Source organism: Salinicola halophilus, assembly GCF_003206155.1.
In the GTDB taxonomy this organism is placed as follows: Bacteria; Pseudomonadota; Gammaproteobacteria; order Pseudomonadales; family Halomonadaceae; genus Salinicola; species Salinicola halophilus.
Genome location: NZ_PZJV01000001.1, coordinates 246,926 through 273,743 on the forward strand (window position 1 = coordinate 246,926; position 26,818 = coordinate 273,743).

Sequence of the window (26,818 nt, forward strand, 5' to 3'; positions counted from 1 at the left end):
GTCGACCGCCCGATGTGACCCTGATGGCACGGTCGGCGCGCACGCACGGCACGGTCGGCACGGCATGGGCCTAGCCAAAGAGGTCATGAGGAGACACCGCCATGGACAAGACAATGCAAACGGACAGGGCCGCCATCGGCCAGCGGCTCAGGAGTCTGCGTCGCGACCGGGAGTGGAGTCTCGACCGGCTGGCCGCAGAGGCCGGCGTGAGCAAGGCGATGCTGGGACAGATCGAGCGCGGGGAGTCCATGCCGACGGTATCGACACTCTGGAAGGTCGCAGGCGCGCTGCGGGCGCCGCTGTCACACTTTCTCGCCTCAACGACGCTCCCGGCGACCGTCTCACCGCGTGAGTGGCTTCACGACAGCGCCGGCATGGCGGTCCAGCCCCTGTTCGCTTTCGATCCCACGCTGGGCTTCGAGATGTTCGTGATCGATCTGCAACCCGGCGGAATGAGCGAATCGGCTCCGCACACGGCGGGCGTGATCGAGCATGTAGTGGTGGTGGAGGGAGAAATGGCGCTATTCATCGAAGGAGAGTGGCAGACGCTGGCGGCAGGTGAGGGCCGCCGTTTCGCCGCCGATCAGCCTCACGCCTACCGCAACGACGGCCTGCGTTCGGCGCGCTTTCACGATCTCATTCACTATCCGGGGCCGAACCGTTGACCCGTAGGCGTACGGGTTCGGACATCCCTGCGTCAGTCTCGCCAAGGCGATCGGACGAAAGGGCCGGCGACGCAGGGGGCCAGATCGCGTCGAGTGCTTCGGGTCGGTAGCGTGCCACCAGGGCCCAGAGGCGGGCGAGTGTGTCGGTATCCGGCTCGCCGGTGACCGCCCCGGGGCGAAAATGCATCTGAAAAGCGCGGGTGACATCGCGGGTCAGCTCGCTCCATTCCCCGTCGGCTGGAAGGGCGTAGCCGTAGCGCTGTAGCGCGCGCTGATAATCAACGAGGCGTGGCGGGCGACGTTCGAATTCGCGTCGGAATCGTTCGATATCGACGTCCTGCGGCCAGGCACCGATGCCGGCAAGATACAAACGGTGCCAGGGGAAGCGCGGCCCCGGATCGATCTTGCGCTGAGGAGCGATGTCCGAATGCCCCACGATGGCCGTCGGCGGCAGGTCATAGCGGGCAATGAGGTCGCGGACGAGCGCGACGACCGCGGCGATCTGCGGTTCGGGGTAGTGCTGCCAGGTACGCCCCGTTGGCGTATCGCGCGGTCCGGCGTTGACGATCTCGATGCCGATGGAAGTGTCGTTGATCTGCGTACGGTCGTCCCACGCACTGACGCCGGCGTGCCAGGCGCGTTTTTGCTCGTCGACCAGCTGGCGTACGAGGGGCTCACCGCCATCCATGGCGTCGCGGGATATCAGGTAGTGCGAGCTGACCCGGGGCCCCTTGAGTGTGCGCAGCGCTGCCGATTCGCCGGAGTCGGTGTAGTGGAGCACGACGTAGCGAACACGCTGGTTGAACGCGCTCGAGGTCTCCGAGGTATCGACCCGATAGCCGTCGCGCTGCTCCAGCCCGCCGCCGGCGCAGCCGCCAAGGACGAGGAGTAGTAGCCCGAGGGCCAACGGCAGCGGACGGAAACGCCGGTCACGATGAGTCATGGGTCGCCTTGGGGGTCGTGTTCGGGGATTACAGGTGTCGGAGCAGAAAGCGCGCCATGAGTCCCAGCATCAGCGTCATCGAGACGCTGAGCATGGTGCCTAGGAGGACGTATTCGGTCAGCTTGCGGTCTCGGTCGTGACGCAGATCGCCAAAGCGTAGAACGGATTTGGCCGTCAGTAGAAAGCCGATTGCCGCCAGCTGGTCGCTCAACACGAAGGTCAGAATCAGAAATCGCTCCAGCATGCCGATGCGGGCACCCGCGTCCGCCAGCGTCCCCGCGGTATCCACGTCGCGACTCCACCGGGTCATGATCATGGCGATCAGGATCGACATCGGCTTCAGAGCAACCAGGTAGGTCAACGCGGTCAGCAGAATCCGAGGCGCCGCCCAGTCGTGAAAAAGAGTCGCGAGTTCAGGCACATCGAGTCTGACCAGCCACGCCCAGACGCCTGTCAGAACGAGAACGTGCAGCGCCTGATCGATCAAAAAGTAGCGAATGGGGTAACGGTGCGTGTAGCTCTTGAGCGTATCGATCGCCCAGTGCGAGCCGCCGACGATACCCGCGCCGATGAGGGTGGTGCCTGCGTCGAACTTCATTGCCACCAGCACACCGAGCGTCATCAGCGTATGCAGGCCGACATGATAGTAGAGCGCGCGGGCGCGGAGATGGCGTTGCGCCTTCTCCTTCGCCCACGCGTCGCTCTGCAGCACGAAGTCGCCGACCACATGGGCCAGCAGCAGTATAAACAGTAGCGAGAGCGCAAAATCGCTCATACCTGTAGCTCCAGGCGTTGACGCATGAAGGTTAGAAAGTCTCTCGTCAGGGACCAGCGAGCCGCGGCGAGCCGGCGATTGATGGTGGGCTGCGCGCGTCCCAGATGTCTTGCCAATTCGCTCTGGGTCATCGAGGTCGTAAGGCTCAGCCGAATGACCTCGGCGGCGTTGTGCGACCACTGTCCGATGATGTCATCGACGAAGCGGATCAGCAGATCGACTTCGGGCTGCGCCTGCAAAAGGAAAAGTCCCAGTCGTCGGTCATCGAGACTCAGGGCGTCCAGTCCCTGGCCCGAGCGCACGAAGGGAGGCCCGTCGGCGTCGATGAAGCGCTCCTCGGTCGGCATTCGACCCTCGCCCAGGCTTGCCGAGACTCGGGCGTCCCAGGGCTGGCGTTTCGACGGGGAGTGTTCGAGCAGACTGGCGCGGATCAGTACCGCCGCCGCCATGACGTGGGCGCCGTGCGGGATCGCCAGCTGGAAAGCGTCGCCGCGGTAGCGCATACCGACACCGCCAAACGTTTCCTTGGTACGGGCCAAGGTGATATCGAGCGCCGCACGAAGCGCGTGCTTGTCGTCGATAGCCTTCGACTCCACGATATCGCCACTGATTACACCGATCATCTGCATATCGCCCTCATCGAACCTCTTGCCGCTGTATGATTATAGCTTTATATCGCTATTATTCCTTTTATGCATAAAAAAAGCTATCACTTGCCATGGGTCACCCGGGGATCAGCCTCCCGTGACTCTAGCCCGTAAGCTGTATTTATATACAGTATTTTTATGTCACAGGATGTCGGCACGCCGTGTCGACATTGGCGCGGGTGCGGTGCCCGGGGCGTCGATTGCGGGCATCGGTCACGGTGGATGCGCGGCGGTTGACCGAACCCCGGTATGCAGCCAGTGCCAGAGGCCGGAGGACCAAAATATGGCATTCCACCGTGGTGGCAATCGTACGATCGCAACGGTGCCCAGGACATCGGGAGTGGCTGTGATGTCGATGAGTTTCGCAACGATTCGGTCTTTCCAAAACTCGTTACGTGTCGAATTTTCATTAACCCAGATCGAGAGCGGAAGCGATATTCGTAAAAAAGAGAAGTTTGTCATTGAGGAACACGTTAAAGACTTGCATCTGAATGGCATCCGGCAATAATGTGTGCGCCTACGGTTCTACAACGCAACGGAAATAGATAATGTCTCTACTTAGTGACTACGTAAAAAAAGAACAACTCCTCAAGCAGCTCGAACAAGAGCTCAAGCAGATGGAGGGCGATCAGCGCCTCAAGGCCGAGCTCGAGTTCAAAGAGAAGCTCGAAGCGCTGATGAACGAGTACGACAAATCGTCCGCCGACGTCATCGAACTGCTGGGCCCCAAGCCCGAGTCGAGCGGTACGTCGCAGGCGTCGAGCAAGAGCTCGGGCGGACGGCGCAAGCGCAAGCTGAAGATTTACAAGAACCCCAACAGTGGCGAAGTCGTCGAGACCCGAGGCGGCAACCACAAGACACTGAAAGCCTGGAAGGACGAACACGGCAGCGAAACCGTCGAATCCTGGGTCGTTCGCACTGAAGATTGATGCCGGCGCTGTCGAGTTCCCGGCACGCAAGACTCGACACCGCAGATGACCGAAGACGCTCACCGCATGCGGTGAGCGTTTTTTTTGCCGAACGCAAGGTCTAGGCTTTCGAACATGGCGGTATGCGAGCTGTCTAAGGCCCGTGGTGGCGCGGTTCAGGCCCTGCGCCGCGGGTGATTTCGGAGCCGACATCGTCTATGCTTGCCCGTCTCGCGACATGCCGCGCTCACAGGGGATTCGATATTCCGGTCACCGCTTCTGTGTGTCGGTATCCGCGACTCTTTCACGCCGATAAAGGGTTTGAACTCTCACGCTATGGCCGCGAACGAACGCTACGCTAAACCCCGCCAGATGGATGAACGCGAAAAACTCCGCAAGTTTCGAGAACTCGACGATGCTTTTGCCCAGGCGCTTCGCGATATGGACGGCTCGACGTCACAGCCAGCGCCAGAAATGGCCGAAACCGTCGACTTCGAAACGCGGTTGCTGGCATTGATGGAAGAATATGCGCTATCTCGAGAAGCAGTGCGCGACCTCGTGGAGACACTCGTCGAATATCATCAGTTCGATTAAAAACATTATTTAATCGGTGAGCCGACATCGTTCATATCGTTGTACTGCGACGAGACGTCGCAGGTGAGTGAGTCGGCATAATAAAAAGTGTTGGGAAAAGTCCTCATCGATAGCCGCCCTTTTTCAGGGGGATGGCTTCGCTCGCCCGGATCGCTCATCCTCTATCCGAGGCGCTTCAACATCGACCGTATGATTCGTCGATCGCCGGTTGGCGTGGTTTGACGCAGGGTATTTCGAGGCCGGGGGTCGAAGCGAGTTGGCGCCATGATCGCGCGTGGGCGGTAGCCGCTGAACGTTGGTGGGCTTTCGTTGTTCTCTAACCACAGTCTCTAGCCACAGTGTCTTCCGACGGCCTGAACACGATGTCGTCCAACGGCCTAGGCGCCCACCGAGCGCGGTAGCATGAGAGCACCGGGGCGAGCGCGTCAGGAGACGATGGGCCGTCCCGCAGACTAACTGACATTCACTGCCCGGCGAAGGCGAGCGATGCCATGCTGATACCCGTGATACTTGCCGGCGGCGCCGGCACCCGACTGTGGCCCGTCTCGCGGGCAAGCTATCCCAAGCAGTTTCTGCCCGTGGTGGGCGAGCAGAGCATGCTCGTGGAGACGCTGGCGCGTCTGATGCCCATCTCCACGGGAGGCCCCATCGTCGTCTGCCAGGAGGCTCATCGATTCCTGGTGGCCGAGCAGCTTCGCGCCGCCGGCCAGCGTGCCGATATCGTGCTCGAGCCCGCCATGCGCAATACCGCGCCGGCCATCGCGGTCGCGGCACTGGCGGCGCTGGCGAAAGACGAGGAGGCCACGCTGCTGGTCTTGCCGGCGGATCATGCCATTGCCCACCCCGAGGCGCTGCTGGCCGCCCTCGAGCCTGCCGAGGCCGCCGCTCGCGCGGGCAGGCTCGTGACCTTCGGCGTCAAGCCGACCCGCGCCGAGACCGGCTACGGCTATATCGAGGTGGACAGCGCCGTCACAGGCGCGGCGGTTCCCGTCGTTCGGTTCGTCGAAAAGCCCGAGGCCGAGGTCGCCGAGCACTACCTCGAGGGCGGTCGCCACCTCTGGAACAGCGGAATGTTTCTGATGCGCGCGGATCGCTATCTGGCGGCGCTGTCGCAAGCGCGCCCGGCGATGCTCTCGGCGGTGGCGGCGGCGTGGGAAGGACGATCGGCGGATCTCGACTTCCTGCGTCTCGATGCCGAAGCGTTCGAGCGCTGTGAGTCGGAGTCGATCGACTACGCCGTCATGGAAAGCACCCCGGATGCGAGCGTCGTGTCGCTCGACGCGGGATGGTCGGACGTGGGGTCGTGGGAGTCGCTGTGGGAGATCGCGACCCAGGATGCCGCCGGTAACGCCGTCGATGGTGACGTGGTGATCGAAGACGTGCGCGGCAGCCTCGTTCACGCCGAAAGCCGTCTGGTCGCGGCGGTCGGGGTGAGAGATCTGCTCATCGTCGAGACGCCGGATGCGGTCATGGTGGCCCCGCGTCAGTCTGCCCAGGCAGTCAAGACGCTCGCGGAGAGACTCAAGCGGGAGGGGAGACCCGAGTGGGACCAGCATCGCCGCGTGCATCGCCCCTGGGGGAGCTACGATGGGATCCACGCCGCTGAGCGCTATCAGGTCAAGCAGATCTGCGTGGCCCCCGGCGCGCGGCTCTCTCTGCAGCGCCATTTCCATCGCGCCGAGCACTGGGTAGTCGTCCGCGGCACGGCGCAGGTCACTCGCGGCGACGACACTTTCCTGCTCGAGGAAAATCAGTCGACGTACATTCCGTTGGGCGTCGTTCACCGACTCGAGAACCCGGGCAAGATTCAACTCGAGCTGATCGAGATCCAGAGTGGCAGCTATCTTGGCGAGGATGATATCGAGCGCTACGACGATATTTATCATCGCGACTGACGCGCACGCCTGTGGCATCTGGCCTTGGCGACTGACGCGCCCGCCCGGTCCGCTTCCGCACGGGTGATCGAGTCAGCGAGCGGGCGCTCGTGTCGCCACGGGATCAAGGCGCGTCGGCATGCCGACCCTGGCGCTGGCAGGCGATGAGGTGATCCACCATTTCGCGGGCGATGAGTGGCAGAGCGTCATAACCGCGGGTACCGATGACCAGGTCGCGTTCGGCCCAGGCGTCCTCCAGCGCCACTACCTTCAACGCCAGGCTGTTGCGGTACGCCATGACCGCCCGTACCGGCAGAATACCGACCCCCATGCCGCGATCGATCATTCGGCAGATCCCCTCGAAGCTGCGAACCTGAATTCGCATACGTAACCCTCGCCCTAGGCGCTGGGCATCCGCCTGCAGCAGGCCGTGCAGCGAAGAATCCTGCTCCAGACCGATGAAGTCGTGATCCAGCGTTTCTGCGAAGTGCAGTCGCTCGCGTCGTGCCAGCGGATGATTCTGGGACGTCACCAGCGCTAGCCGGTCACTGTGATAGGGGTAGGCTTCAATCCCCTCGTGGGCGATGTGGCTGGCAAAGATGCCGATGTCGGTCAGCCCGTCACGCACGGCCGTGACGATCTCGTGGCTGAGACGCTCGCGCATGTCGATGCGGATCTGCGGATAACGACGTGTGAAATCGCTGAGATCGTCCGGCAGAAACTCGATCACCGCGGACGTGTTGGCGTGCATCCGCACGTGGCCGCGCACGCCGATACTGTATTCGCTCAGATCCGCGGTGAGGTGACCCAGACTGTCCAGCATCCGACGTGCGTGGTGCAACAGCGCCTGTCCCGCGGGCGTCAGCTCGACGCCTCGGGGTCGTCGATAGAGCAGGGGGGTCGACAGCTGATCCTCGAGATCACTGATGCGTTTGCTCACCGAGGCCAGCGCCAGATGCTCACGGGACGCAGCGGCGGTAAGACTGCAGGTGTCCGCCACCGCGACGAACAGTCTCAGGGTTACGAAGTCGAGTCGTTTCATCGTTCGTCCGCACGCCGGAAAAGGGGCGGGCAGCCGCAACCGCCCGGTCTGGCGCCGAGCGTACCGCAGCTTTCGTCATCGGCGAAGGCGAGGTTGCCGATTGGCAGATTGTCGCCGTGCCCGCCGCGCGTCAGTTTGAGACGCCGCGATGCGTCGCTGGCTCGCGATTACCGAGCCGGCGTCGCCGAGCCTCATTTCGACCGGGGGATGCGATGTTTTCGACCGAAACGCCTGCAAGCGAAGCGCCTAGCAGCGAGGACCCGAGCCCGAACGCCGGGGCGCTCGCCGGCATCAAGGTGCTCGAGCTGGGACAGCTCATCGCCGGGCCCTTTGCGACCAAGCTATTCGGTGAATTCGGCGCCGATGTCGTCAAGATAGAGCCGCCCGGCACGGGCGATCCGCTGCGCAAATGGCGCCTTCTCAAGGAGGGGACGTCTCTCTGGTGGCACGTCCAGACCCGCAACAAGCGCTCGCTGGGGCTCGACCTGCGAAGCGAAGAGGGGCAAGCGATCGCCCGCCGGCTGGCCGCCGAAGCGGACATCGTGATCGAGAATTTCCGTCCCGGCACGCTCGAACAGTGGGGGTTGGGCTGGGAGACGCTGACCGCGCTCAACCCGCGCCTGATCATGGTACGCATCTCCGGCTACGGGCAGACCGGGCCCTATCGCGACCGCCCCGGATTCGGCGTGATCGGCGAAGCCATGGGCGGGCTTCGCTATCTCACCGGCGAGGCGGGCGCGCCGTCGGTGCGGGTGGGCGTGAGCCTCGGGGATTCGCTCTCGGCGCTCTACGGCGTCATCGGTGCGCTGCTGGCACTCCATGAACGCACCCGTAGCGGCCAGGGTCAGTACATCGACGTCGCGCTCTACGAATCGGTGTTCGCCATGATGGAGAGCCTGATTCCCGAGTTCGACGCCGCCGGCACCATCCGCGAACCGAGCGGCAGCGCGCTGCCCGGTATTACTCCCTCCAACGCCTATCCGTGTCGCGGCGGCGACTACGTGCTCATCGCCGGCAATGGCGACAGTATCTTCAAACGCCTGATGACCGCGATCGGACGCGAGGACATGGCGATGGACCCTCGGTTTGCGCACAACGACGGTCGGAGTCAGCATGCCGACGAGATCGACACCGCCATCGGCGAGTGGACGCGCGGACATTCGCGTGCGAGGGTCCTGGAGACGCTGGAAGCGGCACGGGTACCGGTGGGTTTCCCCTACACGGCACGCGATATCGTCGACGATCCGCACTACCTTGCGCGCGACATGATCGAGACGATCCGCCTCGCCGACGGCGACTCACTCAAGGTGCCCGGGGTACTGCCCAAGCTGAGCCGGACGCCCGGGCGCATCGACGGCCCCGGCCCGAGTCTTGGCGAACACACCCAGGCGGTGCTCGACGAGTTGGGCATCGATCGTGACACGCAGGCACAGATGCGCGAACGCGGGGTGATCCGATGAATGTGGCCACCGTCGAGATCAACGAGGTGGCGCCGCGGGACGGTTTTCAGATCGAGGCGGCGTTCGTGCCCACGCAGGAGAAGATACGCCTGATCGATGCGCTGTCGCGAACCGGCGTGGCGCGCATCGAGGCAACGTCTTTCACTTCGCCCCGGGCGATTCCCAATCTGCATGACGCCGAGGCGGTCATGAACACCATCGAGCGCCTGCCCGGGGTCGGCTACGTGGCGCTGGTGCCCAACGAGAAAGGCGCCGAGCGCGCACTCGCCTGCCGTGCCGACGAACTCAACCTCGTGCTCTCGGCCAGCGACAGCCACGGCTTGGCCAATCTGCGTATGACCGCGGCGCAGTCGCTCGAGGGATTCGCCAACATCGTGTCGCTCACCCGCGGTAGCGACGTGTTCGTCAATGCCGCCATCTCCACGGCATTCGGCTGCCCCTTCGAGGGGAGCGTGTCCACCTTGCGCGTATTGACGCTCGTCGAGCGGCTGCTGGCGCTGGGGATTCAGGGCGTTTCGCTGTGCGACACCACTGGCGTCGCGGACCCGCGTCAGGTCGCCGAGCGCTGCGAGGCGGTACTCTCCCGCTGGCCTTGGCTACCGCTGACGCTGCATTTCCACGATACCCGCGGCATGGGCTTGGCGAACGCGCTGGCCGCCTGGCAGAGCGGGGTCACGCGTTTCGATGCCGCTCTCGGTGGTCTGGGTGGCTGTCCTTATGCGCCGGGGGCGAGTGGCAATATCTGCAGTGAAGACCTGGTGCACCTGTTTGCCCGGATGGGCGTCGACACCGGCGTCGATCTCGAACGGCTCATCGACGCCTCGAAAACGCTACCCGGACTGATCGGCCACGAGACGCCGGGGCAGGTGGTCAAAGCGGGCCCTGCCGACAGGCGCTATCCGCAGCCGGCAGGCGTGGGACGCTAGCCGGATATCATCGCAACAAGCGACGAGGCCGGGCCGGTAAGCGCGACGCTATGAGCGCGTATGCACGCAGCGCCCGTCGGCCCAGGTGGCAGCCACGGTGCGGTCATCTCCCAGCATCATCAGTGCGAAGAGTCGCTCGGCCAGCGTCTCGGTCCGGGAAAGCCTGTGCGAGAGAAGCGGCGTGGCATCCGGGTCCAGCACCACGATGTCCGCCTCTCGCCCGGGTTGAAGCGTGCCGATCCGGTCATCGAGGCGGAGGGCGCGGGCGTTACCGAGCGTTGCCTGGTAGAAGCCTTGCCAGCCGGTCAGCGCCTGACCCAGCAGCGCACCCACCTGGTAGGCGCCCTGCAACGAACCGAACGTCGAAAGCGAAGTGCCGGCGCCGATGTCGCTGGCGAGCGAAGTGGCGAGTCCGGCGTCGCGACAGGCCTGCCGGTCCATCAGACCGCTGCCCAGAAAGAGGTTCGACGTCGGGCAGAAGGCGACGTTCGCACCCTGCGCGGCCAGGCGGCGATGCTGGTCGGCGTCGAGATGGACCCCGTGAGCGAACGTGCTTTTCGGCCCCACCAGCCCGTAGTACTCGTAGACGTCCAGATAGTCTCGCCGTTCCGGGAAGAGTTCGCCGACCCAGGCGATTTCGCCGCGATTCTCCGACAGGTGGGTCTGTAGATGAAGATCCGGGGCGTTGCGCAGCACGCCGCCGACGGCATCGAGCTGTTCACGGCTCGATGTCGGGGCGAAGCGCGGTGTCAGCGTGTAGGAGAGACGGTCACGACCGTGCCAGTCGGCGATCAGTCGCTCGCTGTCATGGACGCCACCGAGCGTATCGTCGGTCAGTTCTTCGGGCGCGTTGCGATCCATCAGTACCTTGCCCGCGATCATGCGCAGGCGACGGCGGGCGCTCGCCTCGAAGAACCGGTCCACCGACACAGGATGCGACGAACAGAAAACCTGCGCCGTGGTCGTGCCGGTACGCAGGAGCTCGTCGAGGAAGCGCTCGGCGGCGGCACCCGCGTAGGCCTCGTCGGCGAACCGGCATTCGGCGGGAAAGGTGTAGTCGTTGAGCCAGTCGAGTAGCTGCCGCCCGTAGGAAGCCATGACGTCGAGCTGTACGTAGTGCACGTGGCTATCGATGAAGCCGGGCATCATCAGCTTGCCGCGATAGTCGACGATTGCCGCCTCCGGCGGGATCCGGTCGGCGAGCGTCGCAAAGGGATCGACCGCATGGATTTGACCGTCGACGATCCAGATGCCGCCGTCTTCGAGGTAGCGCGTGCTGCCGGCGGCGGGGGTGATCGCTTCGCCGGGGTCGTCGAGACAGGTGAAGAGCGGTCCGCGAAGTAGGGTGTGCTGCGTCATCATGCGCGCCCGAAAAGTCTGGAATGGTGAACGAAAGATCGTTCAATATCGGAGCAAGCGACGAGAGGGTCAACTCACCGGTCGTTCATGCCTTGGGGTGTGGGCCGCGAGCGTCGCTGCTGGACCGGAGCGCAAGGCCAAAGACGGTGCGTCACGTATGGGGGTGGGCATACTCGCGGTAGTGGAATCGACCTCACTCGATAGTGAAAGTCGTGCGACCGCAGAGTGAGTCGAGCGAAGTACTGGATCGGATCAATCGGGGTGTTGAAGTCTGTCGATCGAGGCACCAGCGCGTGTCGATCACTGTCGAACTGGTTGATCGAAGTGTGAGTGCGCGGAGAAAAAAATAGCGGGAGAGAAAAATCGAAGTTTCAACATTGCTTCGCGGTCAATACGGAAGCGAATCCTTTCGCACTCGACATCCCGTCGAGCCTCTTCCTGAGCGTCCGGCGAAATCCGTTTCGCGTACGATCGTCTATCCCTGGACGCCATCCTTGACGGTAATCCTGCGCTACCGTGCCTCGTCCGTGAGGCCGCTTCCCTGCTGGCCGGTCTCCTGGTGCGCATTGTAAACGCTGACGAATCAAACTCGCTAATAAGAAATGTCTTCAAGCTGCAGATAATACAAAAAGTTACCTTTGAAAAGTTTCGAGGAATTGAACTAGACAACTAATTGATAACATTCAAACTGCGTCGTCGAACGATACGCTACGAATGAGTGCGAGAACCGTCTGGCCAACCTCGAGCTGCATTTCGTCGCAGGCTTGGCGTGTCAGGCGGGCTCGCAGTCGCTGGTCGCCGACGCGAAGTCGCAGCTCCATGGCGCTCGGCTCATGATTCGAAGCGGCCATCGCCTCGATCTGCGCGATGAGGCCGTTTCGATAGCTGGTATCGCGTGGCATTCGGGTGGCCAGGGCGACGTCGCGAACGCCGATACGCAGCCAGGTGCGATGCGAGGGCGGTAGATCGAGCAGGGGCACCCGCAGGCGCTGGCCGTCATCCAGGCCAACGTCGGTAAGCGCATAGTGGGGGTCATGAGAGAGCACGGTGACCGCCAGGCGCGTTGCAGCCTCGAAGCCGCCCAAGCGTCGAGTCAAATCGAGCTGGAGCATGAGCGTATCGAGCTCGCCGTAGGCAGCGAGTCTGCCGCGCTCCATGACGGCCAGATGGTCGGCGATGGCGGTGATCTCGGCCGGGTCGTGGCTGACGTAGACCACTGGGATGTCGATCTCACGCGTCAGCCGCACCAGATAGCGAAGCAGCTCCCGCTTGCGTTCGCCGTCGAGCCCCGTGAGTGGCTCGTCCATCAATAGCAGTCGCGGTCGCGTGAGCAGAGCCCGCCCGATCGCCACTCGCCGGGCCTCACCGCCGGAGAGCATGCCCGGCATGCGCTCGAGAAGCGGCTCGATACCCAGCAGCGCGACCAGATCGTCGAACCGCGAATCGCTCTGTCGCGGCATACCGTAGGTCAGGTTGCCGCGCACGCGGTAATGGGGAAAGAGTCGCGCTTCCTGGAACACGACGCCGAGCCCGCGTCGGTGGACGGGGCGATGCGTACCGCTCCTCGTATCCGCCAGCACCCGGTCGCCGAGGGTCACGCGGCCGCTGTCCGGGCGATCGAGCCCCGCGATCAAGCGCAGCAGTGTCGTTTTGCCGCTGCCCGAGGGGCCGAAGAGGGCGGTCACGCCACTGGCCGGCACGTCGAGGGAGACATCGAGGGAGAAGTCGCCCTGACGCTTGCGCACATCGCAGGAGAGCGCGTTCGGTATCGCCGCATCCCCGTTATTCTTGCTGTCGATCTTCGCGGCGCCCGTGTTCGAGCCGTGAGAGTCAGTCACAGGTCGCGCTCCTGCAGCCGCTGACGTGCGCGTCGGGCCAGCCATTCGGAGGCGATCAGCGACACCATGGCGATCACGATGGAGATCACGCAGAGCCTGGCGGCGGCGTCCTCCTTGCCCGGGGTCTGAATCAGGGTGTAGAGGGCCAGCGGCAACGTGCGCGTCTCGCCCGGAATATTGGAGGCAAAGGTGATGGTAGCGCCGAACTCCGATAGGGCACGGGCGAACGCCAGCACCGTGCCGGTGAGCAGCCCCGGTATCGCCAGCGGCAGCGTGATGGTGAAAAGTACCCGAATTCGATTGGCACCCAGCGTGCTCGCCGCGGCTTCGAGCTTGGGGTCGACCGCTTCCAGCGACAGCCGCACCGCTCGCACCAGTAGCGGAAACGCCATGACGCCGCCGGCTACCGCAGCACCCTGCCAGGTAAACGGTAGCGATATGCCGAACGTCTTCAGGAGCCACTGCCCCAGCCAGCCGCTGCGCCCCAGCGAGAGCAGCAGCAAGTAGCCGACGACGACCGGCGGCAGCACCAGCGGCAGGTGGATCAGCCCATCGAGCAGCGCTTTGCCCCGAAACTCGCGCCGTGCCAGCAGCCACGCCACGGCAATGCCGGGTATTGCAATGCCGGCCACGGCGCTACCGGCGATCTTGAGGCTGAGCGCGATCGCCTGCCATTCGGCGTCGGAGAGCACCGGCGTCAGTCGGCCGCGACCGGCGCGAAGCCGTAGTCGGCAAAGATCGATCGCGCCGTGTCACCGGCGAGCCAGGCACGAAACGCCTCGGTCGCCGCACTTGGCTCGTCGGTGACGATTGCCATGGGATAAGTGATGGCATCGTGCGTGTCCTCGGGAAAGGTGCCGAGTGTCTTCACGGCCTCGCTTGCCGTGGCGTCGGTCCGATAGACGATGCCCAGCGGCGCTTCGTGACGCTCGACCAGCGCCAGGGCGGCACGCACGTTGTCGGCATTGGCCAGGCGTGGTGCGAGCGTCGTCCATTGGTCCAGAGACTCGAGCGCCTGCCTGGCATAGATGCCGGCGGGCACGTGGTCGGTATCGCCGACGGAAAGGCGGCGGTCGCCGCCGAGCAGCGCCACCAACTGCTGACTACCGTCGAGCGCGACGGCGTCGAGATCGCTGTCCTGCGGAGCTATCAGCACCAGACGATTCTTCAGCAGGTCGACGCGCTCGCGCATCGCCACTCCTTGATCCGCCAGCCAGTCCATCCACTGCTCGTTGGCAGAGAGATAGATCGCTGCCGGTGCGCCGTTGGCGATCTGGCGCGCCAGCGTCGAGGAGGAGGCGTAGACGGGAACGACGTCGACGTCGTGATCCGACTCGTAGCGGGCGATGGCGCTATCCATGGCGTCGGTCAGCGAGGCGGCGGCATACACCTGAACCGGCGCTGTCGCCATGGCCGGAAGGGGCGCGGCGAGCGTCAAAGCGGTCAGAGTGAACGCTGCCAGTCGCGTAGAAGCAAAACCAAGAGTGGACATGCCGAGTTCCCGCTATGTATGAGTGGAAATAGCGGACAGCACTATAGCCAGCCACGCGTTATCGGTCGAGGACAGATTCGCCGTCTCGTCGGTATGTTCATGCCGACTCAGCTTTGCGGAGCCTCGTCAGGTCGAGCGTCCTCGACGTCACCGCGTGACTCGGAAGAGGCCAATAGCATCAGAAGCTGCTCGGCTTCGGCCAGCTCGGTCACCTTATCGAGCAGGGCGCGGTAGCGGGCGATCAACGCCCGACCGGTCGGCGTGACGACGGCCCCGCCACGCTGGCTACCACCGGCCCGCGTTTCGAGAACGGGATTCTCGAGGTGGCGATTCATGGTCTCGATCAGCTGCCAGGCCTTCTTGTAGCTCAGTCTCATCTCGCGACAGGCCGCGGCGATCGAGCCGTGTCGCTCGATCGCTTCCAGCAGGGCAATCTTGCCCGGGCCGACGGCGACATCGCCATCGAGGGTGAGTCGCAGCTGCAGGCGGGGTGGTGAAGGGCGCGGTTGCGTCATCGGGTCGCCGAAGAAATTGGGTGAACGGAAAATGGCGTTTTAGCGCCGCCAGTGCGAGCGTCGGATGCGGGCAGAATGCAGCGAGCGTGGCGTCATTCGGCCGCGCACGCGATGGGCCTGGCCCAGGGAAACCCCTTCGGGCGGACGGCGCGGTAGGCCTCACGTCTACGGTTGTCGCCATCCTTCGTGCTGGAGCAGCCAGCGTTTGCGCTCGAGCCCGCCGGCATAGCCGGTGAGCGTGCCGTTGGTGCCGATGACCCGATGGCACGGCACGACGATGGCAAGCGGGTTGCGGCCGTTGGCCATGCCGACGGCGCGGGAGGCGGTGGGTCGGTCGATGGCGACGGCCAGCTCGCGGTAGCTGCGCGTCTCGCCCCAGGGGATGGTGGCGAGTGCATGCCACACTCGCTGCTGGAAATCCGTCCCCCTGGGCGCGAGGGGAAGCTCGAAACGCTGAAGCTCGCCAGCGAAGTAGGCTTGTAGCTGGCGGATGCACTCCCGCGTGGTCTCACTCGGTCGGATGACGGCTGGCGCCCGAGAAACGAACGCGATCCGTGTGATACCGCCAGTGTCGGCCTGGATCTCCAGCGCGCCGGGCCAGACATCGATGGCAGGCTGATAGTAGTCGAGCGCCACGGCATCGTCGGTGGCATTCGACGACCGCGAGTCGTCTAAGTCGACGAGAAGGTGGGACGGCGCTGTCGGCGACGGGGTCATATCACGGCATTCCAGAGCTGAAGGGTGAGATAGCTGCGCCAGGGGGACGCCGAGGCGGGATTGATCGGCGTCTCCAGCTTGGCGAGCGCGCGCTTGATGCCCACGTCACCGGCAAGCCAGACGTCCGGATCGTTGAATCCGCGAAAGCGAGCGACGGCAGCCGTCCAGGGGCCGATGCCTTTCAGCTGCGTCCAGGTGTCGGCGTCGTCACTGATGTCGCCATCGCGGTAGGCCTTCGCAAAGCGGATCAGCGTCTCCCGACGGCTAGCGGGCATACCGAGAAAGGCCAGATCGCTGGCGGCGACGGCGGCCGGGGTCGGAAAGTAACGACGCGCGGAGCGCTGCGGGTCGCTCGGTGAGGAGGCTCCCTCCGCCCCATCACGGCCGCCCAATTCATCCACCAGTTTCTGGATCAGGCGGGTCGCCGCGGCGATGGAGACGTGCTGGCCGAGAATGCCGCGCACGCCCGCCTCGAATGCGTCCCAGAGTCCGGGAATCCGTAAGCCGGAATGCAGGGCGAACGTCGGCAGGGCCGACTGCAGGTGATCTTCGATGGTCGCGATATCGGCGTCCAGATCGAGCACCTGACGAATGCGCTGAACGATCGATTCGAGCCCCTCCAGATCGTCGAGCGTGACGGTGACATCGAAGCGGTGGTGCTCCGGCACGTGCACGGCGGTGAACTCGCCGGTGACCTCGCCCCAGCGCAGCGTTCGGCCATAGGCGTGTTCGTCGATCCACTCCAGACCGTCGATCACGTGTAGCCGGTGGAAATGCCGCAACCGCTCCCAGGCGTAGGGCGGCCGGTAGGCGAGTTTGAGGGTCAAGGCATCGCTGCCTCGGGCGTGGCGGCGGATGTCGGTCGGAGCAAGTGTCATTTGGCGTTTGAAAGCGTCGTTGAAGCGGCGAAGGCTTGCAAAGCCGCTCGCATAGGCGATGCGAGCGACGGGAAGCGTCGTCTGATGAAGCAGTTGTTTGGCGAACAGACATTGACGGTAGAGGGCATAGGCCTTGGGCGATACTCCAAAATGCTGCTGAAAGAGATGGCGAAGATAGCGGTCACCGATCCCCAGGCGCGTGCAGAGTTCACCGATACCGTCGCGCTGCAGGGCGCCTTCGTTGATCAGGTGGAGCGCGCGGGCGAGGGTTGTCTCCACGCCGCGCCAGGCGCAGGAGCCGGGGGCGCTGTCGGGGCGGCAGCGTAGGCAGGGCCGGAACCCCGCGCCGGCCGCGGCAATAGCGCTGTCGAAGTAACGCACGTGGCGCTCCTGAGGCGGCGTTGCCGGGCAGATCGGCCGGCAGAAGATGCCGGTCGTGCTGACCCCGACGAAGAATCGCCCGTCAAAACGCGCGTCTCGCGCCAAGCGGGCGCGGCGACACTCGGCCGACGTCAGCCCGCTGACACACCCGGCACCGATGCGGCTGTCGGGCGCGCCGCGCGCCGAGGCGCAAGCGGCTGCGGCCCCAGGGGATATCGAATGCGGCGTGGCCGGCGACTGTGACATGACGGGGATTCCTGACCGAGCGCGATGCGCGTGGGCCCAGTGTAGCGCGCTCCATGCCGGCGTCTCGCCGGATTCGGCAATCGACGTTCACCACGCGCTCCCCCTCGTCGCCGGTGTCGAACTGGAGACGGCTACCGTTTTTGGGGATACTCGCGGGCGAAAACGATGCCGGACCGCGTTCCGCGCATTCGAACCGTAAGCATTGATCCGAGGTGGCGCGATGAAGTCCGTTTCCATAGCCGGTATCCCGGTAGCCAATGACCGACCGTTCACGCTGTTCGGCGGTATCAACGTGCTGGAGGATCGAGACAGCACGCTCAAGGCGTGCGAAGCCTACGTCGACGTGACCCGCAGGCTGGGTATTCCGTACGTGTTCAAGGCGAGCTTCGACAAGGCCAACCGCTCGTCGATCCACTCCTTCCGTGGCGTGGGGTTGGAAGAAGGGCTTGAGTTGCTCGATGCCGTGAAGCGCGAGTTCGGCGTACCCGTGATCACCGACGTGCATGAGATCGAGCAGGCCGTGCCCGTGGCCGAAGTCGCGGATATCCTTCAGCTTCCCGCCTTTCTGGCCCGACAGACGGATCTGGTCGTCGCCATGGCGCGAACCGGACGCCCCATCAACGTGAAAAAGCCTCAGTTCCTGAGTCCCGGGCAGATGAAGAACATCGTGGACAAGTGCGCCGAGGCGGGCAACGAACAGATCGTGCTGTGCGAGCGGGGTACCTGCTTCGGCTACGACAATCTGGTCGTCGACATGCTCGGTTTCCGCGAGATGATGGCGGCGAGTCAGCAGGCGCCGGTGATTTTCGATGTGACGCATAGCCTGCAGCGGCGTGACGCGACCAGCGAGGCTTCCGGCGGACGCCGTCAGCAGGCGCTCGAACTCGCCCGGGCGGGCATGGCCGTTGGTCTGGCGGGTCTTTTTCTCGAGGCTCACGCCGACCCGGACCGGGCGCGCTGCGACGGCCCGAGTGCGCTACCGCTGGACAAGCTCGAGCCTTTCCTGGCGCAGATCAAGGCGGTCGACGATCTGGTGAAGGGTTTCGCCCCGGTCGAGATTCGCTGATGGCCCGCCTGGACCATCGCGCCGAGCTTGCGCTGATTCTGTTCGATGTCGACGGCGTGCTCACCGACGGCACGCTGCTCATTGGTCCCGAGGGCGAGGCGCTCAAGCCGTTCAACGTGCAGGACGGTCTGGCGGTCGGTCTGCTGCGCCATCACGGCATTCGCAGTGGCGTGCTCTCGGCGAAGTCGAGCGCGCCACTGTTGACGCGGGCGAACCAGCTCGGGATGGACGTCATCAAGACCGGCTTTCAGCGCAAGCTCGATGCGCTGTCGCAGATCGTCGAGAGCACGGGCTTTGCGCCATCGCGTATCGGTTTCGTCGGTGACGACGTCATCGACATTCCCGTGATGCGGCGAGTGGGTGTCGCCTATGCGCCCAGCGATGCCCATCCGCTGGTGCGCGATGCCGCGGATATCGTCTGCACCCGGGCTGGCGGCCGTGGCGTCGCCCGCGAAGTGGCCGAGGATCTGCTGGCGGCTCGCGGTCTCGATCTCGCCGACATGTACGGACACCTGATCGACGACGATGACGCCCTGCTGTCACTGGTGCAGTGAGCGCCAGCGGGGGCGCGCGTGGCCACGCTACAGGCCGAGAAGGTGAACGACCGGCGGCAACAGAAAGGCGGTGACGAGACCGGAAAGACCCATCGCCAACCCCGAGAACGCGCCGGCGACGGCACCGTAGTTGGCGAAGGCGTGGGCGGTGCCGAAGCCGTGGGCGGAAAGTCCCAGGGTATAGCCGCGAATGGTCGGGTCGGTGATTCGCGTCCAGCGAAAGATCCACGGCGCCAGAATGCAGCCGATGACCCCGGTGAGCAGCACGAGGCCCGCGGCGAGCGAAGGAATGCCGCCGATCTTTTCGGCGATTCCCATGGCGATGGGTGAGGTGACCGATTTCGGCGCCAGGGTCAGCGCGGTCTGCCGGCCCGCCCCCAGGGCGAGCGCAATACCGACGGCCGACACGATGGCGGTCGTCACTCCGGTGAGCGTGCCGACCATGATCGGCACTAGCATGCGACGCACCCGTTCGCGATGGTCGTAGAGCGGGATCGCCAGCGCCACGGTCGCAGGGCCGAGTAGAAAATGCAGGAACTGTGCGCCCGCGAAATAGGTCGGGTAGTCGGTTTTCGTCAGTGTGAGAAAGCCGATCAACAGGGCGATTGCGACGATCACCGGGTGAAGAACCGGGCTGCCGCCGGCCAGGCGATTGATCCGCAGGGCGATGAGAAACGCGACGAGCGTGGCGAGCAGATGCAGCAGCGGACTCGCCGAGAGGTAGACCCAGACGTCACCGAGGCCGAGATCGTTCATCGTGGTGTCTCATTGTCATGATGGCGCCGGGCGAACAGTTTCAGCGTCTGACTGGTCACCAGCAGCGTGATCGCCGAGGAGGCGACCAGGGTCACGATCAGAATGGCGAATTCGCGCCCGATCAAGTCGAAATGTTCGATCAGGCCGACGCCCGCGGGAACGAAGAGCAGGGTCAGGTATTTCAGCAGTCCCTCGCCCATGCTGCGTAGCCCGGCGGGTACGCTACCGCGCACCAGCAGGCCGAGCAGCAGGATCACCATGCCCAGCACGGGTCCCGGTATCGGCAGGGCGAACGCGCGACCGATGACTTCACCCAGGAACTGACATCCCAGCAGAATGCTCATTCCGACGATCAGTGACATGAGATCGAGACTCCGGCGTGACGCGATAACAGGGTGTGACCGACGGTGAGGGAGGGCCAAACGAACGAAAGGGCCATCGATGAAATCGATGGCCCTTTCTCTATCTGGTCGGAGCGACAGGATTCGAACCTGCGACCTCTGCAACCCCATTGCAGCGCGCTACCAAGCTGCGCCACGCTCCGATTCGTTCACGGGTCTCCGCGAAACGCAGCGTATATTACCGTGGGTTCGGGAAAATGAAAAGCGTGCGTTTAGGCTTTTTTTCAATGAGTTGCGCAACCCGCTCGGGCCGCGACGCCGACTCGACGTTCGCCCGGTGATCGAACCGGGCGAAACGCACTCGTGGCGATGCACTAGAGCCAGAGCCACTCGATCAGGGTCATGGTGATGAGGGTCACGAACACCATTCCCACCACGTTGAGCAGAAATCCGGCACGAATCATCGATTGAATCTTCAGGTGGCCCGTGCCGAAGACGATCGCGTTGGGCGGCGTCGCCACCGGCATCATGAACGCGCAGCTGGCCGCAATGGCCGCCGGAACCGTGATCAGCAGCGGGTCGACGTCGAGAGAGAGCGCCAGCGCCCCCAATAGCGGCAGAAAAGCCGCGGCGGTGGCAGTGTTGGACGTCAGCTCCGTGAGGAAGATGATGACCATGGCAATCGCCCCGATCAGCAGAATCAGCGGCAGTACACCGAAGATGCTCAGCTGTGCGGCGATCCAGTCGGCGAGTCCCGAGCTACTGATGGAACCCGCTAGAGCGAGACCGCCACCGAAAAGCAGCAGAATGCCCCACGGCAACTCTTTGGCATCTTCCCACAGCATCAGCGGGCGATGACGTTCGTTGCCACTGGGAATGAGAAACAGCGCGACGCCCGCCAGCAGCGCGATCGCGGTGTCGGAGAGCCAGGCGATGCCGAGGTCGTTGAGCAGCGGGCGTGTGACCCACGCTACCGCTGCCAGCAGAAAGACGATGCCGACGCGAGCCTCCGCCTGGCTGAGCTTACCCAGCTTGCGTAGCTCGCTGCCGATGACGTCACCTTCACCCTCGCTGGAATCGAGCTCGAGGTTGAAGTGCTGGCGCGTCAGCCACCACCAGGCGACGGCGAGCATGGCGATGCTCACGGGCAGGCCGACCACCATCCACTGGGCAAAACCGAGTTCGATATCCTGCTCGCTGGAGAGATAGCCGGCGAGAATGGCGTTCGGTGGCGTGCCAATGAGTGTGGCGATACCGCCGATGCTTGCCGAGTAGGCGATCGCCAGCAGCAGTGCCGTCGCGTAGCGTTTCACTTCACGATCGTCGTCGCTGGTGAACAGCGATACGACTGACATGCCGATCGGCAACATCATGATGGCGGTCGCGGTATTGGATACCCACATGCTGATGAAGGCCGTGGCGAGCATGAAGCCGCCGATCTGCTGCTTCGGCTTCTGACCGACCAGAGTCAGGATCTTGAGGGCAATGCGGCGGTGGAGGTTCCATCGCTGCATCGCCAGACCCAGCAGAAAGCCCCCGAGGAAGAGAAAAATCGTGGGGTTGGCATAGCTTGCCGCCGTGCTTTCGAGATCGGCGATGCCGAGCGCGGGGGCGAGAGGAATCGGTAGCAGCGAGGTCGCGGGAATGGGAATGGCTTCGGTGGCCCACCACGTGGCGAGCAGCAGGGCGAGACCGACGCAGTGCCAGGCTGCCGGTTCCATGCCTGCCGGGGCTGGCAGTAGCTGGGTGATGAGTATCCACACCGGACCCAGTATCAGGCCCACTCTGGCGGCCTTCGAGGGTGGCGCGTTGGCCGTATCGGTCGCTTCAGTCATAGCAGTCGATCCTTGTTCGCGAGAAAAGTGGGGTGTGGATATTCTACGGAAGTGCCCGGCGGCGTCGGCGGCTCGCATGTTAGTCTTTGGTCTAATAGGGTTTGGCCTCTCATCTCGCGCGCCGATCACCGGTCGGTACCGCGTCGTTCTGGAGTTAGCGCTGCGTGTTACATCATCGAGACCACGCTCTTCCGACTTCTCTCGAATCACTGTCGATGGCAATCGTCGCGCTTTGTCGTCAGGCGGGCGCAGCGATCGAGGAGATCGCACGTTCGCAGATGGCTACCCAACTCAAGGCGGACGATAGTCCGGTAACGGCGGCAGACATCGCTGCTCACACTTGCCTAGCCGAAGGCCTTGCGCGTCTGGGTGGCCAAAGTTGGCCGGTACTATCCGAGGAGTCGGCGTCGGTACCCTGGCTTACGCGCAGCCAGTGGAGCACTTACTGGCTGATCGATCCGCTGGACGGTACCAAGGAGTACATTCGGGGTTCCGATGAGTACTCGGTCAACGTGGCACTCATTCATCGTCATCGACCGGTCCTGGGGGTTGTCGAGAAGCCACGATCGCAGGAGGTGTGGCTCGGCCGTCCGGACGAGGGGGCTTGGTATCAAGCGGCGCCCGATGCTGGGTGGGCGCCCATCCGTGTCGCGGCCGAGCAGCCCACGCGCGTCGTCGTGAGCCGTTTTCATCGAGGAGCGCGCACGCAGCATCTGATCGACGCCATTCCCGGAGCGCGTGTGATGACGCTGGGAAGTTCGTTGAAGTGCTGTCTGATCGCCGACGGCCGAGCGGACCTTTATCCGCGATTCGGCCCGACGAGTGAATGGGATACGGCGGCGGCGCAAGCGGTTCTGGAAGGCGCGGGTGGCGCACTCGTCGATAGTCACGATTGGGCGCCGCTTCGTTACAACGCCAAGGCGTCGCTGCTCAATCCGGGGTTCGTCGCCTGTGCTAGGCTCGATGGCGCCTGGCGCGAGGCCTGGAAAGCGTCACGGACCGGGTCGGCGACGCGTTGAGGTTCACACTGATCAGAAGGCGATCGAGATCATGTCCACTGCAATTATGGTGATGATGACGGCCGCGGGAGTCTGCGTGCTGGCCGGGTTGGCCTGGTACGCACGGCGGCTTTGGCGGGAGGTACGGCGCCGTGAGGCGTTCAGCCGCGATGAAGTGGTGCGGGCGAATCGAAACTGCGTCGATAGTCTGGAAGCGATCGCCAATGCGATGGTCGGTGGCCAAGTCGATCCCGTCGAGGGAGCGCTTCGCTGTCGTGTGTTGCTCGACATCATCGATACACGTCTCGTGCAAAAAGAGTCGCTACAGGTTTTTGCCACGGTTCAGGAGCGGGCTGCGCATCTCAAGACCCATCAGGCCAGGCACGACCTGTCGCCGCGCCAGCGCTATCGAGAGGATCGGGCGCGCCAGGCCATCGCCGACGAATATGCGGGATCTCTCGAGAGGGGCGCGCTTGCCTTGAGCACGCTATGTCACGAATGGCGACAGCGCGGCGTTTTTGATCAGGACTTCGCCGCTCTGGCTTTTGATTCGCCTAAGCAATAGCCAGCAAGACATACGGGTAGAGGCATCGCCCACAGGCGACGCCTCCATTTGAAACTAGGCAAAGCGGGCAACTTTTCTTCAATAAGCTTTGCCAATTCTCGAAAGAGTGCTAAAAGAGAACAGTGTTTCCCGACTCGGGTTGCAACCCGCAGTGGAATCGACAATGCTGTTATAGAGCTGCAAAGAAAGGGCGATGGGAACATTGGCCGAGGCTTGAAATGGTGAGCAAATTCATCGTTCAAGATTTCTTTGTCGTCGCGAGAGAGAAAGCCTTTCTCCCAACGAATTCGGCTTCTATACTCGAAGCCGCTGGGTAACGCCCGTTACGACTAGCGCTGTGTTAAGAAGGAGTCTTACATGAAAAAATCAACGACTGGCCTGCTACTGGGTTCTGCTCTGGTAGTCGGTCTTTCTGGTTGTGCCAGTTCCGGCATGGAATCCACCGGTAGCTCGTCCGATCAGGCGTGGTACAACTCGCCGTTCGTCTGTGGCGTTGCTGGCGGCCTGATTGGCGGCGGTCTGGGTTATGCGACCAGCGGCAGTTCCGACGAAGACACTGGCGCGGCAATCGGTGGCGTTGCTGGCGCAACCGCCGGTGCACTGCTGTGCGCCGATTACGGTTCCGACGTCCTCGATAGCGATGGCGACGGCGTGCCGGACGATCGCGATCAGTGCCCGAACACGCCGGCTGGCGTTGCAGTTGACGCGGTAGGCTGCCCGCTGGACACCGACGGTGACGGCGTGCCGGACTACATGGACCAGTGCCCGGGTACTCCGGCCGGCGTTGAAGTCAACGCGCAAGGCTGCCCGCTGGACTCCGACGGTGATGGCGTGCCGGACTACCAGGACCAGTGCCCGAACACGCCGGCCGGTGCCGAAGTGAACTCGCTGGGCTGTGAAGAAGACCTCATCCTGCGTGACGTCAACTTCGAGTTCGACTCCGCACAGCTGACTGCAAACGCTGAATCCATTCTGGATGGCGTTTCCGAGAAGCTGATGTCCAACGACCAGCTCCGCATCCGTCTTGAAGGCCACACCGACTCAATCGGTCCGGATGCCTACAACAAGGAGCTGTCGCAGCGTCGTGCTGATTCCGTCAAAGCCTACTTGGTCAACAAGGGCTTCAACGGCGGCAACATCACGACCATCGGTTACGGTGAAGAGCAGCCGATCGCTACCAACGACACCGCCGAAGGCCGTGCGCAGAACCGTCGTGTCGAAATGGGTGAGTGGGAATAATCACTCCTCGCTTCACGATGTGAATCAAAAGGGCGCCCTAGGGCGCCCTTTTTTATACCTCTCCTTTTTGCTGCCTAACCTAGCCGCCGGCCCGTCGACGTGCATTGGTAAACCTCCAACTGCGCTGATACGCTTGCCAGCCTGCGTGGCCTGCCGTGCCCCGCGAACTCCTTTGCGCCTTTCGAGCAACGCGACTCGCCCGTATGCGAGTTCGTCTGGAAGGTGAATTCGCCCTATATGAGCTCAAGTGATCCTTGGTAGAGACCACCACTGAGCGTAAGGATTGATGCATGCCTATCGTGACCCTGCCGGACGGCACTCAGAGAACTTTCGACGCGCCACTCAGTATCATGCAACTGGCCGAGTCGATTGGCCCCGGCCTTGCCAAAGCCTGCGTCGCGGGCAAGATCGACGGTGTCGAAGTCGATGCGGCGGACATGATCGATCGCGATGCCGACGTTGCTATCGTTACCGCTCGTGACCCAGAAGGGCTGGACGTCATTCGCCATTCCTGTGCCCACCTGCTGGGGCACGCGATCAAGCAGCTCTACCCGTCGGCCAAGATGGCAATTGGCCCGGTCATCGAAAATGGTTTTTATTACGACGTCGACTTCGGGACCTCCATCTCTTCCGAAGAGTTAGAAGCGATCGAGTCTCGGATGAAGGCGCTGATCGACCAGGATTACGATGTCGTACGTGAATATGTGGGCAAGTCCAAAGCGCTCGAAACCTTCAGCGCGCGAGACGAGATCTACAAGCAGGAGATCGTCGAGGGGATTGCCGAGGGCGACACGATCCGGCTATACCACCACCAAGAATATATCGACATGTGCCGGGGGCCACACGTTCCCAATACGCGTCATCTGAAAGCGTTCAAGCTCACTAAGTTGGCGGGTGCCTACTGGCGAGGGGACGCCTCCAAGCCAATGCTGACGCGCATCTATGGTACTGCCTGGTCCGACAAGAAAGCGCTCAAGGCCTACCTCCAGCGCTTGGAGGAAGCCGAGAAGCGTGATCATCGGAAACTGGCGCGTCGATTCGACTTCTTCCACATGCAGGAAGAGGCTCCCGGCATGGTGTTCTGGCACCCGCGTGGCTGGACGCTGTGGCAGGCCGTCGAGCAGTACATGCGCAATGTGTACAAAGTCGGTGGCTACCAGGAGATCAAGTGCCCGCAGATCATGGATGTCTCGCTCTGGAAGAAATCGGGGCATTGGGACAACTATGCCGAGAACATGTTCTTCACCGAGTCCGAGAAGCGTGAATACGCGCTCAAGCCGATGAACTGCCCGGGGCATGTCCAGGTATTCAATTCTGGGCTTCGTAGCTATCGAGAATTGCCGATGCGCTATGGCGAATTCGGTGGCTGTCACCGTAACGAGCCGTCAGGCGCCCTCCATGGCATCATGCGAGTCCGCGCTTTCACGCAAGACGATGGTCACATTTTCTGTACCGAAGAGCAGGTGGAATCGGAAGTGGCCGCTTTTCATCGTCAGGCGCTCAAGGTCTACGGTGACTTCGGCTTCGATGACATTGCCGTCAAGATCGCGCTGCGCCCGGAGAAGCGCCTGGGTAGCGACGAGAACTGGGATCGCGCCGAAGGTGCGTTGCGATCGGCGCTGGGCAACTGCGATGTCGCTTGGGAAGAGCTGCCGGGCGAAGGTGCGTTCTACGGGCCCAAGATCGAATATCACATGAAGGACTGTCTGGGACGCGAGTGGCAGGTTGGCACCATGCAGGTCGATTTCATGATGCCCGATCGGCTCGGCGCGCAGTATGTCGCCGAGGACGGCTCACGCCAGGTGCCGGTCATGCTGCACCGGGCTATCGTCGGATCGATGGAGCGTTTCATCGGTATCCTCATCGAGCACTATGCCGGCGCGCTGCCGCTTTGGCTCTCGCCGGTTCAGGCCGTCGTCCTCAACATCACGGATTCGCAGCGCGAATACGCCGAAAACCTGTTGAAACGCCTACGTGAAGCGGGCTTCCGGGTAGAAGCGGACTTGAGGAATGAGAAGATCGGCTTTAAAATCCGTGAGCATACGCTGCAGAAGATTCCCTACCTCCTCGTAGTGGGAGACAAGGAGATCGAGTCGGGTGCCGTCGCCGTGCGCACTCGAACTGGTGAAGATCTGGGCTCGCTATCGATCGACGCGCTCCTCGAGGAGCTCCATCGAGCGAATCGCCGAGATCAACACTAGGCA

General features: G+C 63.3%; 26 protein-coding genes and 1 tRNA gene. 12 read left to right on the plus strand and 15 right to left on the minus strand.

The features are described 5' to 3' along the window. Positions 1 to 101 precede the first annotated feature (101 nt). Positions 102 to 665 carry a helix-turn-helix domain-containing protein gene (locus DOM33_RS01025; protein ID WP_239495220.1) on the plus strand — a complete coding sequence of 188 codons (564 nt, stop codon included), beginning with the start codon at positions 102 to 104 and terminating at the stop codon, positions 663 to 665. Here the strand turns inward: DOM33_RS01025 and DOM33_RS01030 are convergent. Genes DOM33_RS01030 through DOM33_RS01040 form a run of 3 tightly spaced genes read right to left on the minus strand, consistent with a single transcriptional unit; the run spans position 637 to position 3,012 of the window. Then, a complete protein-coding gene (locus tag DOM33_RS01030; RefSeq protein ID WP_110665028.1) occupies positions 637 to 1,608 on the minus strand; it encodes an N-acetylmuramoyl-L-alanine amidase in 972 nt (323 codons plus the stop codon). The two genes, DOM33_RS01025 and DOM33_RS01030, sit on opposite strands and share 29 nt — an antisense overlap. A gap of 28 nt (positions 1,609 to 1,636) precedes the next feature. Next, on the minus strand, positions 1,637 to 2,383 hold the full coding sequence (locus DOM33_RS01035; RefSeq protein ID WP_110665030.1) for a DUF3307 domain-containing protein: 747 nt from the start codon (positions 2,381 to 2,383) through the stop codon (positions 1,637 to 1,639). Next, positions 2,380 to 3,012: a hypothetical protein gene (locus tag DOM33_RS01040; RefSeq protein ID WP_110665032.1), complete on the minus strand. Its 633-nt coding sequence runs from the start codon at positions 3,010 to 3,012 to the stop codon at positions 2,380 to 2,382. The genes DOM33_RS01035 and DOM33_RS01040 overlap by 4 nt, the downstream gene beginning before the upstream one ends. Before the next feature lie 566 nt (positions 3,013 to 3,578). Here DOM33_RS01040 and DOM33_RS01045 point away from each other — a divergent pair. The 3 genes from DOM33_RS01045 (at position 3,579) to DOM33_RS01055 (ending at position 6,427) form a co-directional block, all read left to right on the plus strand. Further along, positions 3,579 to 3,959, plus strand: a complete 381-nt coding sequence (locus tag DOM33_RS01045; protein WP_110665033.1) for a histone-like nucleoid-structuring protein, MvaT/MvaU family — start codon at positions 3,579 to 3,581, stop codon at positions 3,957 to 3,959. Positions 3,960 to 4,259: 300 nt separating this feature from the next. Further along, positions 4,260 to 4,532 (plus strand): hypothetical protein, encoded by a 273-nt coding sequence (locus DOM33_RS01050; RefSeq protein WP_338053801.1) that lies wholly within the window; start codon positions 4,260 to 4,262, stop codon positions 4,530 to 4,532. A 491-nt stretch (positions 4,533 to 5,023) separates the two neighbouring features. Then, positions 5,024 to 6,427: a mannose-1-phosphate guanylyltransferase/mannose-6-phosphate isomerase gene (locus tag DOM33_RS01055; protein ID WP_110665037.1), complete on the plus strand. Its 1,404-nt coding sequence runs from the start codon at positions 5,024 to 5,026 to the stop codon at positions 6,425 to 6,427. 103 nt (positions 6,428 to 6,530) lie between these two features. On the opposite strand, the gene DOM33_RS01060 is transcribed toward DOM33_RS01055, so the two are convergent. After that, positions 6,531 to 7,448 (minus strand): LysR substrate-binding domain-containing protein, encoded by a 918-nt coding sequence (locus DOM33_RS01060; protein WP_110665039.1) that lies wholly within the window; start codon positions 7,446 to 7,448, stop codon positions 6,531 to 6,533. A gap of 212 nt (positions 7,449 to 7,660) precedes the next feature. Between DOM33_RS01060 and DOM33_RS01065 the strand changes: the two genes are divergently transcribed. Both DOM33_RS01065 and DOM33_RS01070 read left to right on the plus strand, forming a co-directional pair. Then, a complete protein-coding gene (locus tag DOM33_RS01065) occupies positions 7,661 to 8,908 on the plus strand; it encodes a CaiB/BaiF CoA transferase family protein (protein ID WP_110665041.1) in 1,248 nt (415 codons plus the stop codon). Further along, positions 8,905 to 9,834, plus strand: coding sequence for a hydroxymethylglutaryl-CoA lyase (locus tag DOM33_RS01070; protein WP_110665042.1), 930 nt, complete (start codon positions 8,905 to 8,907; stop codon positions 9,832 to 9,834). Before DOM33_RS01065 ends, DOM33_RS01070 begins: the two co-directional genes overlap by 4 nt. 48 nt (positions 9,835 to 9,882) lie before the next feature. Here the strand turns inward: DOM33_RS01070 and guaD are convergent, their stop codons facing one another. The 7 genes from guaD to DOM33_RS01105 all read right to left on the minus strand — a co-directional run bounded on the left by guaD (position 9,883) and on the right by DOM33_RS01105 (position 17,260). Beyond that, positions 9,883 to 11,193, minus strand: coding sequence for a guanine deaminase (gene guaD / locus DOM33_RS01075; protein WP_110667406.1), 1,311 nt, complete (start codon positions 11,191 to 11,193; stop codon positions 9,883 to 9,885). A 683-nt stretch (positions 11,194 to 11,876) separates the two neighbouring features. Then, on the minus strand, positions 11,877 to 13,031 hold the full coding sequence (modC, locus tag DOM33_RS01080) for a molybdenum ABC transporter ATP-binding protein (RefSeq protein WP_239495221.1): 1,155 nt from the start codon (positions 13,029 to 13,031) through the stop codon (positions 11,877 to 11,879). After that, a complete protein-coding gene (modB, locus tag DOM33_RS01085) occupies positions 13,028 to 13,723 on the minus strand; it encodes a molybdate ABC transporter permease subunit (RefSeq protein ID WP_110665046.1) in 696 nt (231 codons plus the stop codon). Before modB ends, modC begins: the two co-directional genes overlap by 4 nt. A 5-nt stretch (positions 13,724 to 13,728) precedes the next feature. Continuing rightward, positions 13,729 to 14,523, minus strand: a complete 795-nt coding sequence (modA, locus tag DOM33_RS01090) for a molybdate ABC transporter substrate-binding protein (protein ID WP_110665047.1) — start codon at positions 14,521 to 14,523, stop codon at positions 13,729 to 13,731. Positions 14,524 to 14,630: 107 nt separating this feature from the next. Continuing rightward, entirely contained in the window at positions 14,631 to 15,038 is a 408-nt protein-coding gene (locus tag DOM33_RS01095; RefSeq protein ID WP_110665049.1) for a winged helix-turn-helix domain-containing protein, read from the minus strand. Positions 15,039 to 15,203: 165 nt separating this feature from the next. Then, positions 15,204 to 15,755, minus strand: a complete 552-nt coding sequence (locus tag DOM33_RS01100) for a methylated-DNA--[protein]-cysteine S-methyltransferase (protein WP_110665051.1) — start codon at positions 15,753 to 15,755, stop codon at positions 15,204 to 15,206. Beyond that, positions 15,752 to 17,260 (minus strand): DNA-3-methyladenine glycosylase 2 family protein, encoded by a 1,509-nt coding sequence (locus DOM33_RS01105; RefSeq protein ID WP_110665053.1) that lies wholly within the window; start codon positions 17,258 to 17,260, stop codon positions 15,752 to 15,754. Before DOM33_RS01105 ends, DOM33_RS01100 begins: the two co-directional genes overlap by 4 nt. 220 nt (positions 17,261 to 17,480) lie before the next feature. Between DOM33_RS01105 and kdsA the strand changes: the two genes are divergently transcribed. Both kdsA and DOM33_RS01115 read left to right on the plus strand, forming a co-directional pair. After that, a complete protein-coding gene (gene kdsA, locus DOM33_RS01110; protein WP_110665054.1) occupies positions 17,481 to 18,326 on the plus strand; it encodes a 3-deoxy-8-phosphooctulonate synthase in 846 nt (281 codons plus the stop codon). Beyond that, on the plus strand, positions 18,326 to 18,880 hold the full coding sequence (locus DOM33_RS01115; protein ID WP_110665057.1) for a KdsC family phosphatase: 555 nt from the start codon (positions 18,326 to 18,328) through the stop codon (positions 18,878 to 18,880). The genes kdsA and DOM33_RS01115 overlap by 1 nt, the downstream gene beginning before the upstream one ends. A gap of 27 nt (positions 18,881 to 18,907) precedes the next feature. Here DOM33_RS01115 and DOM33_RS01120 read toward each other — a convergent pair whose 3' ends face one another. From DOM33_RS01120 to DOM33_RS01135, 4 genes are all read right to left on the minus strand, one after another. After that, positions 18,908 to 19,636 (minus strand): LrgB family protein, encoded by a 729-nt coding sequence (locus DOM33_RS01120; protein ID WP_110665059.1) that lies wholly within the window; start codon positions 19,634 to 19,636, stop codon positions 18,908 to 18,910. Continuing rightward, positions 19,633 to 19,998, minus strand: a complete 366-nt coding sequence (locus DOM33_RS01125; RefSeq protein WP_110665061.1) for a CidA/LrgA family protein — start codon at positions 19,996 to 19,998, stop codon at positions 19,633 to 19,635. Before DOM33_RS01125 ends, DOM33_RS01120 begins: the two co-directional genes overlap by 4 nt. 105 nt (positions 19,999 to 20,103) lie before the next feature. Further along, positions 20,104 to 20,180: transfer RNA gene (locus tag DOM33_RS01130), tRNA-Pro, on the minus strand. Between the two features lie 171 nt (positions 20,181 to 20,351). Continuing rightward, on the minus strand, positions 20,352 to 21,812 hold the full coding sequence (locus tag DOM33_RS01135; RefSeq protein WP_110665063.1) for an SLC13 family permease: 1,461 nt from the start codon (positions 21,810 to 21,812) through the stop codon (positions 20,352 to 20,354). Between the two features lie 215 nt (positions 21,813 to 22,027). Between DOM33_RS01135 and cysQ the strand changes: the two genes are divergently transcribed. The 4 genes from cysQ to thrS all read left to right on the plus strand — a co-directional run bounded on the left by cysQ (position 22,028) and on the right by thrS (position 26,815). After that, complete coding sequence (gene cysQ, locus DOM33_RS01140; protein ID WP_110665065.1) at positions 22,028 to 22,831, plus strand: 3'(2'),5'-bisphosphate nucleotidase CysQ; 804 nt, start codon at positions 22,028 to 22,030, stop codon at positions 22,829 to 22,831. Between the two features lie 76 nt (positions 22,832 to 22,907). Continuing rightward, positions 22,908 to 23,375: a DUF2489 domain-containing protein gene (locus DOM33_RS01145; RefSeq protein WP_162617849.1), complete on the plus strand. Its 468-nt coding sequence runs from the start codon at positions 22,908 to 22,910 to the stop codon at positions 23,373 to 23,375. A 357-nt stretch (positions 23,376 to 23,732) separates the two neighbouring features. Next, positions 23,733 to 24,614 (plus strand): OmpA family protein, encoded by an 882-nt coding sequence (locus DOM33_RS01150; protein ID WP_110665070.1) that lies wholly within the window; start codon positions 23,733 to 23,735, stop codon positions 24,612 to 24,614. Between the two features lie 290 nt (positions 24,615 to 24,904). Next, positions 24,905 to 26,815, plus strand: a complete 1,911-nt coding sequence (gene thrS, locus DOM33_RS01155) for a threonine--tRNA ligase (protein WP_110665072.1) — start codon at positions 24,905 to 24,907, stop codon at positions 26,813 to 26,815. Positions 26,816 to 26,818: the final 3 nt, after the last annotated feature.

Excerpts from the sequence above, each read along its gene's own strand:
- DOM33_RS01025 (WP_239495220.1), top strand. The coding sequence starts at position 102 with ATGGACAAGACAATGCAAACGGACAGGGCCGCCATCGGCCAGCGGCTC.
- DOM33_RS01030 (WP_110665028.1), bottom strand. The coding sequence starts at position 1,608 with ATGACTCATCGTGACCGGCGTTTCCGTCCGCTGCCGTTGGCCCTCGGG.
- DOM33_RS01035 (WP_110665030.1), bottom strand. The coding sequence starts at position 2,383 with ATGAGCGATTTTGCGCTCTCGCTACTGTTTATACTGCTGCTGGCCCAT.
- DOM33_RS01040 (WP_110665032.1), bottom strand. The coding sequence starts at position 3,012 with ATGCAGATGATCGGTGTAATCAGTGGCGATATCGTGGAGTCGAAGGCT.
- DOM33_RS01045 (WP_110665033.1), top strand. The coding sequence starts at position 3,579 with ATGTCTCTACTTAGTGACTACGTAAAAAAAGAACAACTCCTCAAGCAG.
- DOM33_RS01055 (WP_110665037.1), top strand. The coding sequence starts at position 5,024 with ATGCTGATACCCGTGATACTTGCCGGCGGCGCCGGCACCCGACTGTGG.
- DOM33_RS01060 (WP_110665039.1), bottom strand. The coding sequence starts at position 7,448 with ATGAAACGACTCGACTTCGTAACCCTGAGACTGTTCGTCGCGGTGGCG.
- DOM33_RS01065 (WP_110665041.1), top strand. The coding sequence starts at position 7,661 with ATGTTTTCGACCGAAACGCCTGCAAGCGAAGCGCCTAGCAGCGAGGAC.
- DOM33_RS01070 (WP_110665042.1), top strand. The coding sequence starts at position 8,905 with ATGAATGTGGCCACCGTCGAGATCAACGAGGTGGCGCCGCGGGACGGT.
- guaD (WP_110667406.1), bottom strand. The coding sequence starts at position 11,193 with ATGACGCAGCACACCCTACTTCGCGGACCGCTCTTCACCTGTCTCGAC.
- modA (WP_110665047.1), bottom strand. The coding sequence starts at position 14,523 with ATGTCCACTCTTGGTTTTGCTTCTACGCGACTGGCAGCGTTCACTCTG.
- DOM33_RS01095 (WP_110665049.1), bottom strand. The coding sequence starts at position 15,038 with ATGACGCAACCGCGCCCTTCACCACCCCGCCTGCAGCTGCGACTCACC.
- DOM33_RS01100 (WP_110665051.1), bottom strand. The coding sequence starts at position 15,755 with ATGACCCCGTCGCCGACAGCGCCGTCCCACCTTCTCGTCGACTTAGAC.
- DOM33_RS01105 (WP_110665053.1), bottom strand. The coding sequence starts at position 17,260 with ATGTCACAGTCGCCGGCCACGCCGCATTCGATATCCCCTGGGGCCGCA.
- kdsA (WP_110665054.1), top strand. The coding sequence starts at position 17,481 with ATGAAGTCCGTTTCCATAGCCGGTATCCCGGTAGCCAATGACCGACCG.
- DOM33_RS01115 (WP_110665057.1), top strand. The coding sequence starts at position 18,326 with ATGGCCCGCCTGGACCATCGCGCCGAGCTTGCGCTGATTCTGTTCGAT.
- DOM33_RS01120 (WP_110665059.1), bottom strand. The coding sequence starts at position 19,636 with ATGAACGATCTCGGCCTCGGTGACGTCTGGGTCTACCTCTCGGCGAGT.
- DOM33_RS01125 (WP_110665061.1), bottom strand. The coding sequence starts at position 19,998 with ATGTCACTGATCGTCGGAATGAGCATTCTGCTGGGATGTCAGTTCCTG.
- DOM33_RS01135 (WP_110665063.1), bottom strand. The coding sequence starts at position 21,812 with ATGACTGAAGCGACCGATACGGCCAACGCGCCACCCTCGAAGGCCGCC.
- cysQ (WP_110665065.1), top strand. The coding sequence starts at position 22,028 with ATGGCAATCGTCGCGCTTTGTCGTCAGGCGGGCGCAGCGATCGAGGAG.
- DOM33_RS01150 (WP_110665070.1), top strand. The coding sequence starts at position 23,733 with ATGAAAAAATCAACGACTGGCCTGCTACTGGGTTCTGCTCTGGTAGTC.
- thrS (WP_110665072.1), top strand. The coding sequence starts at position 24,905 with ATGCCTATCGTGACCCTGCCGGACGGCACTCAGAGAACTTTCGACGCG.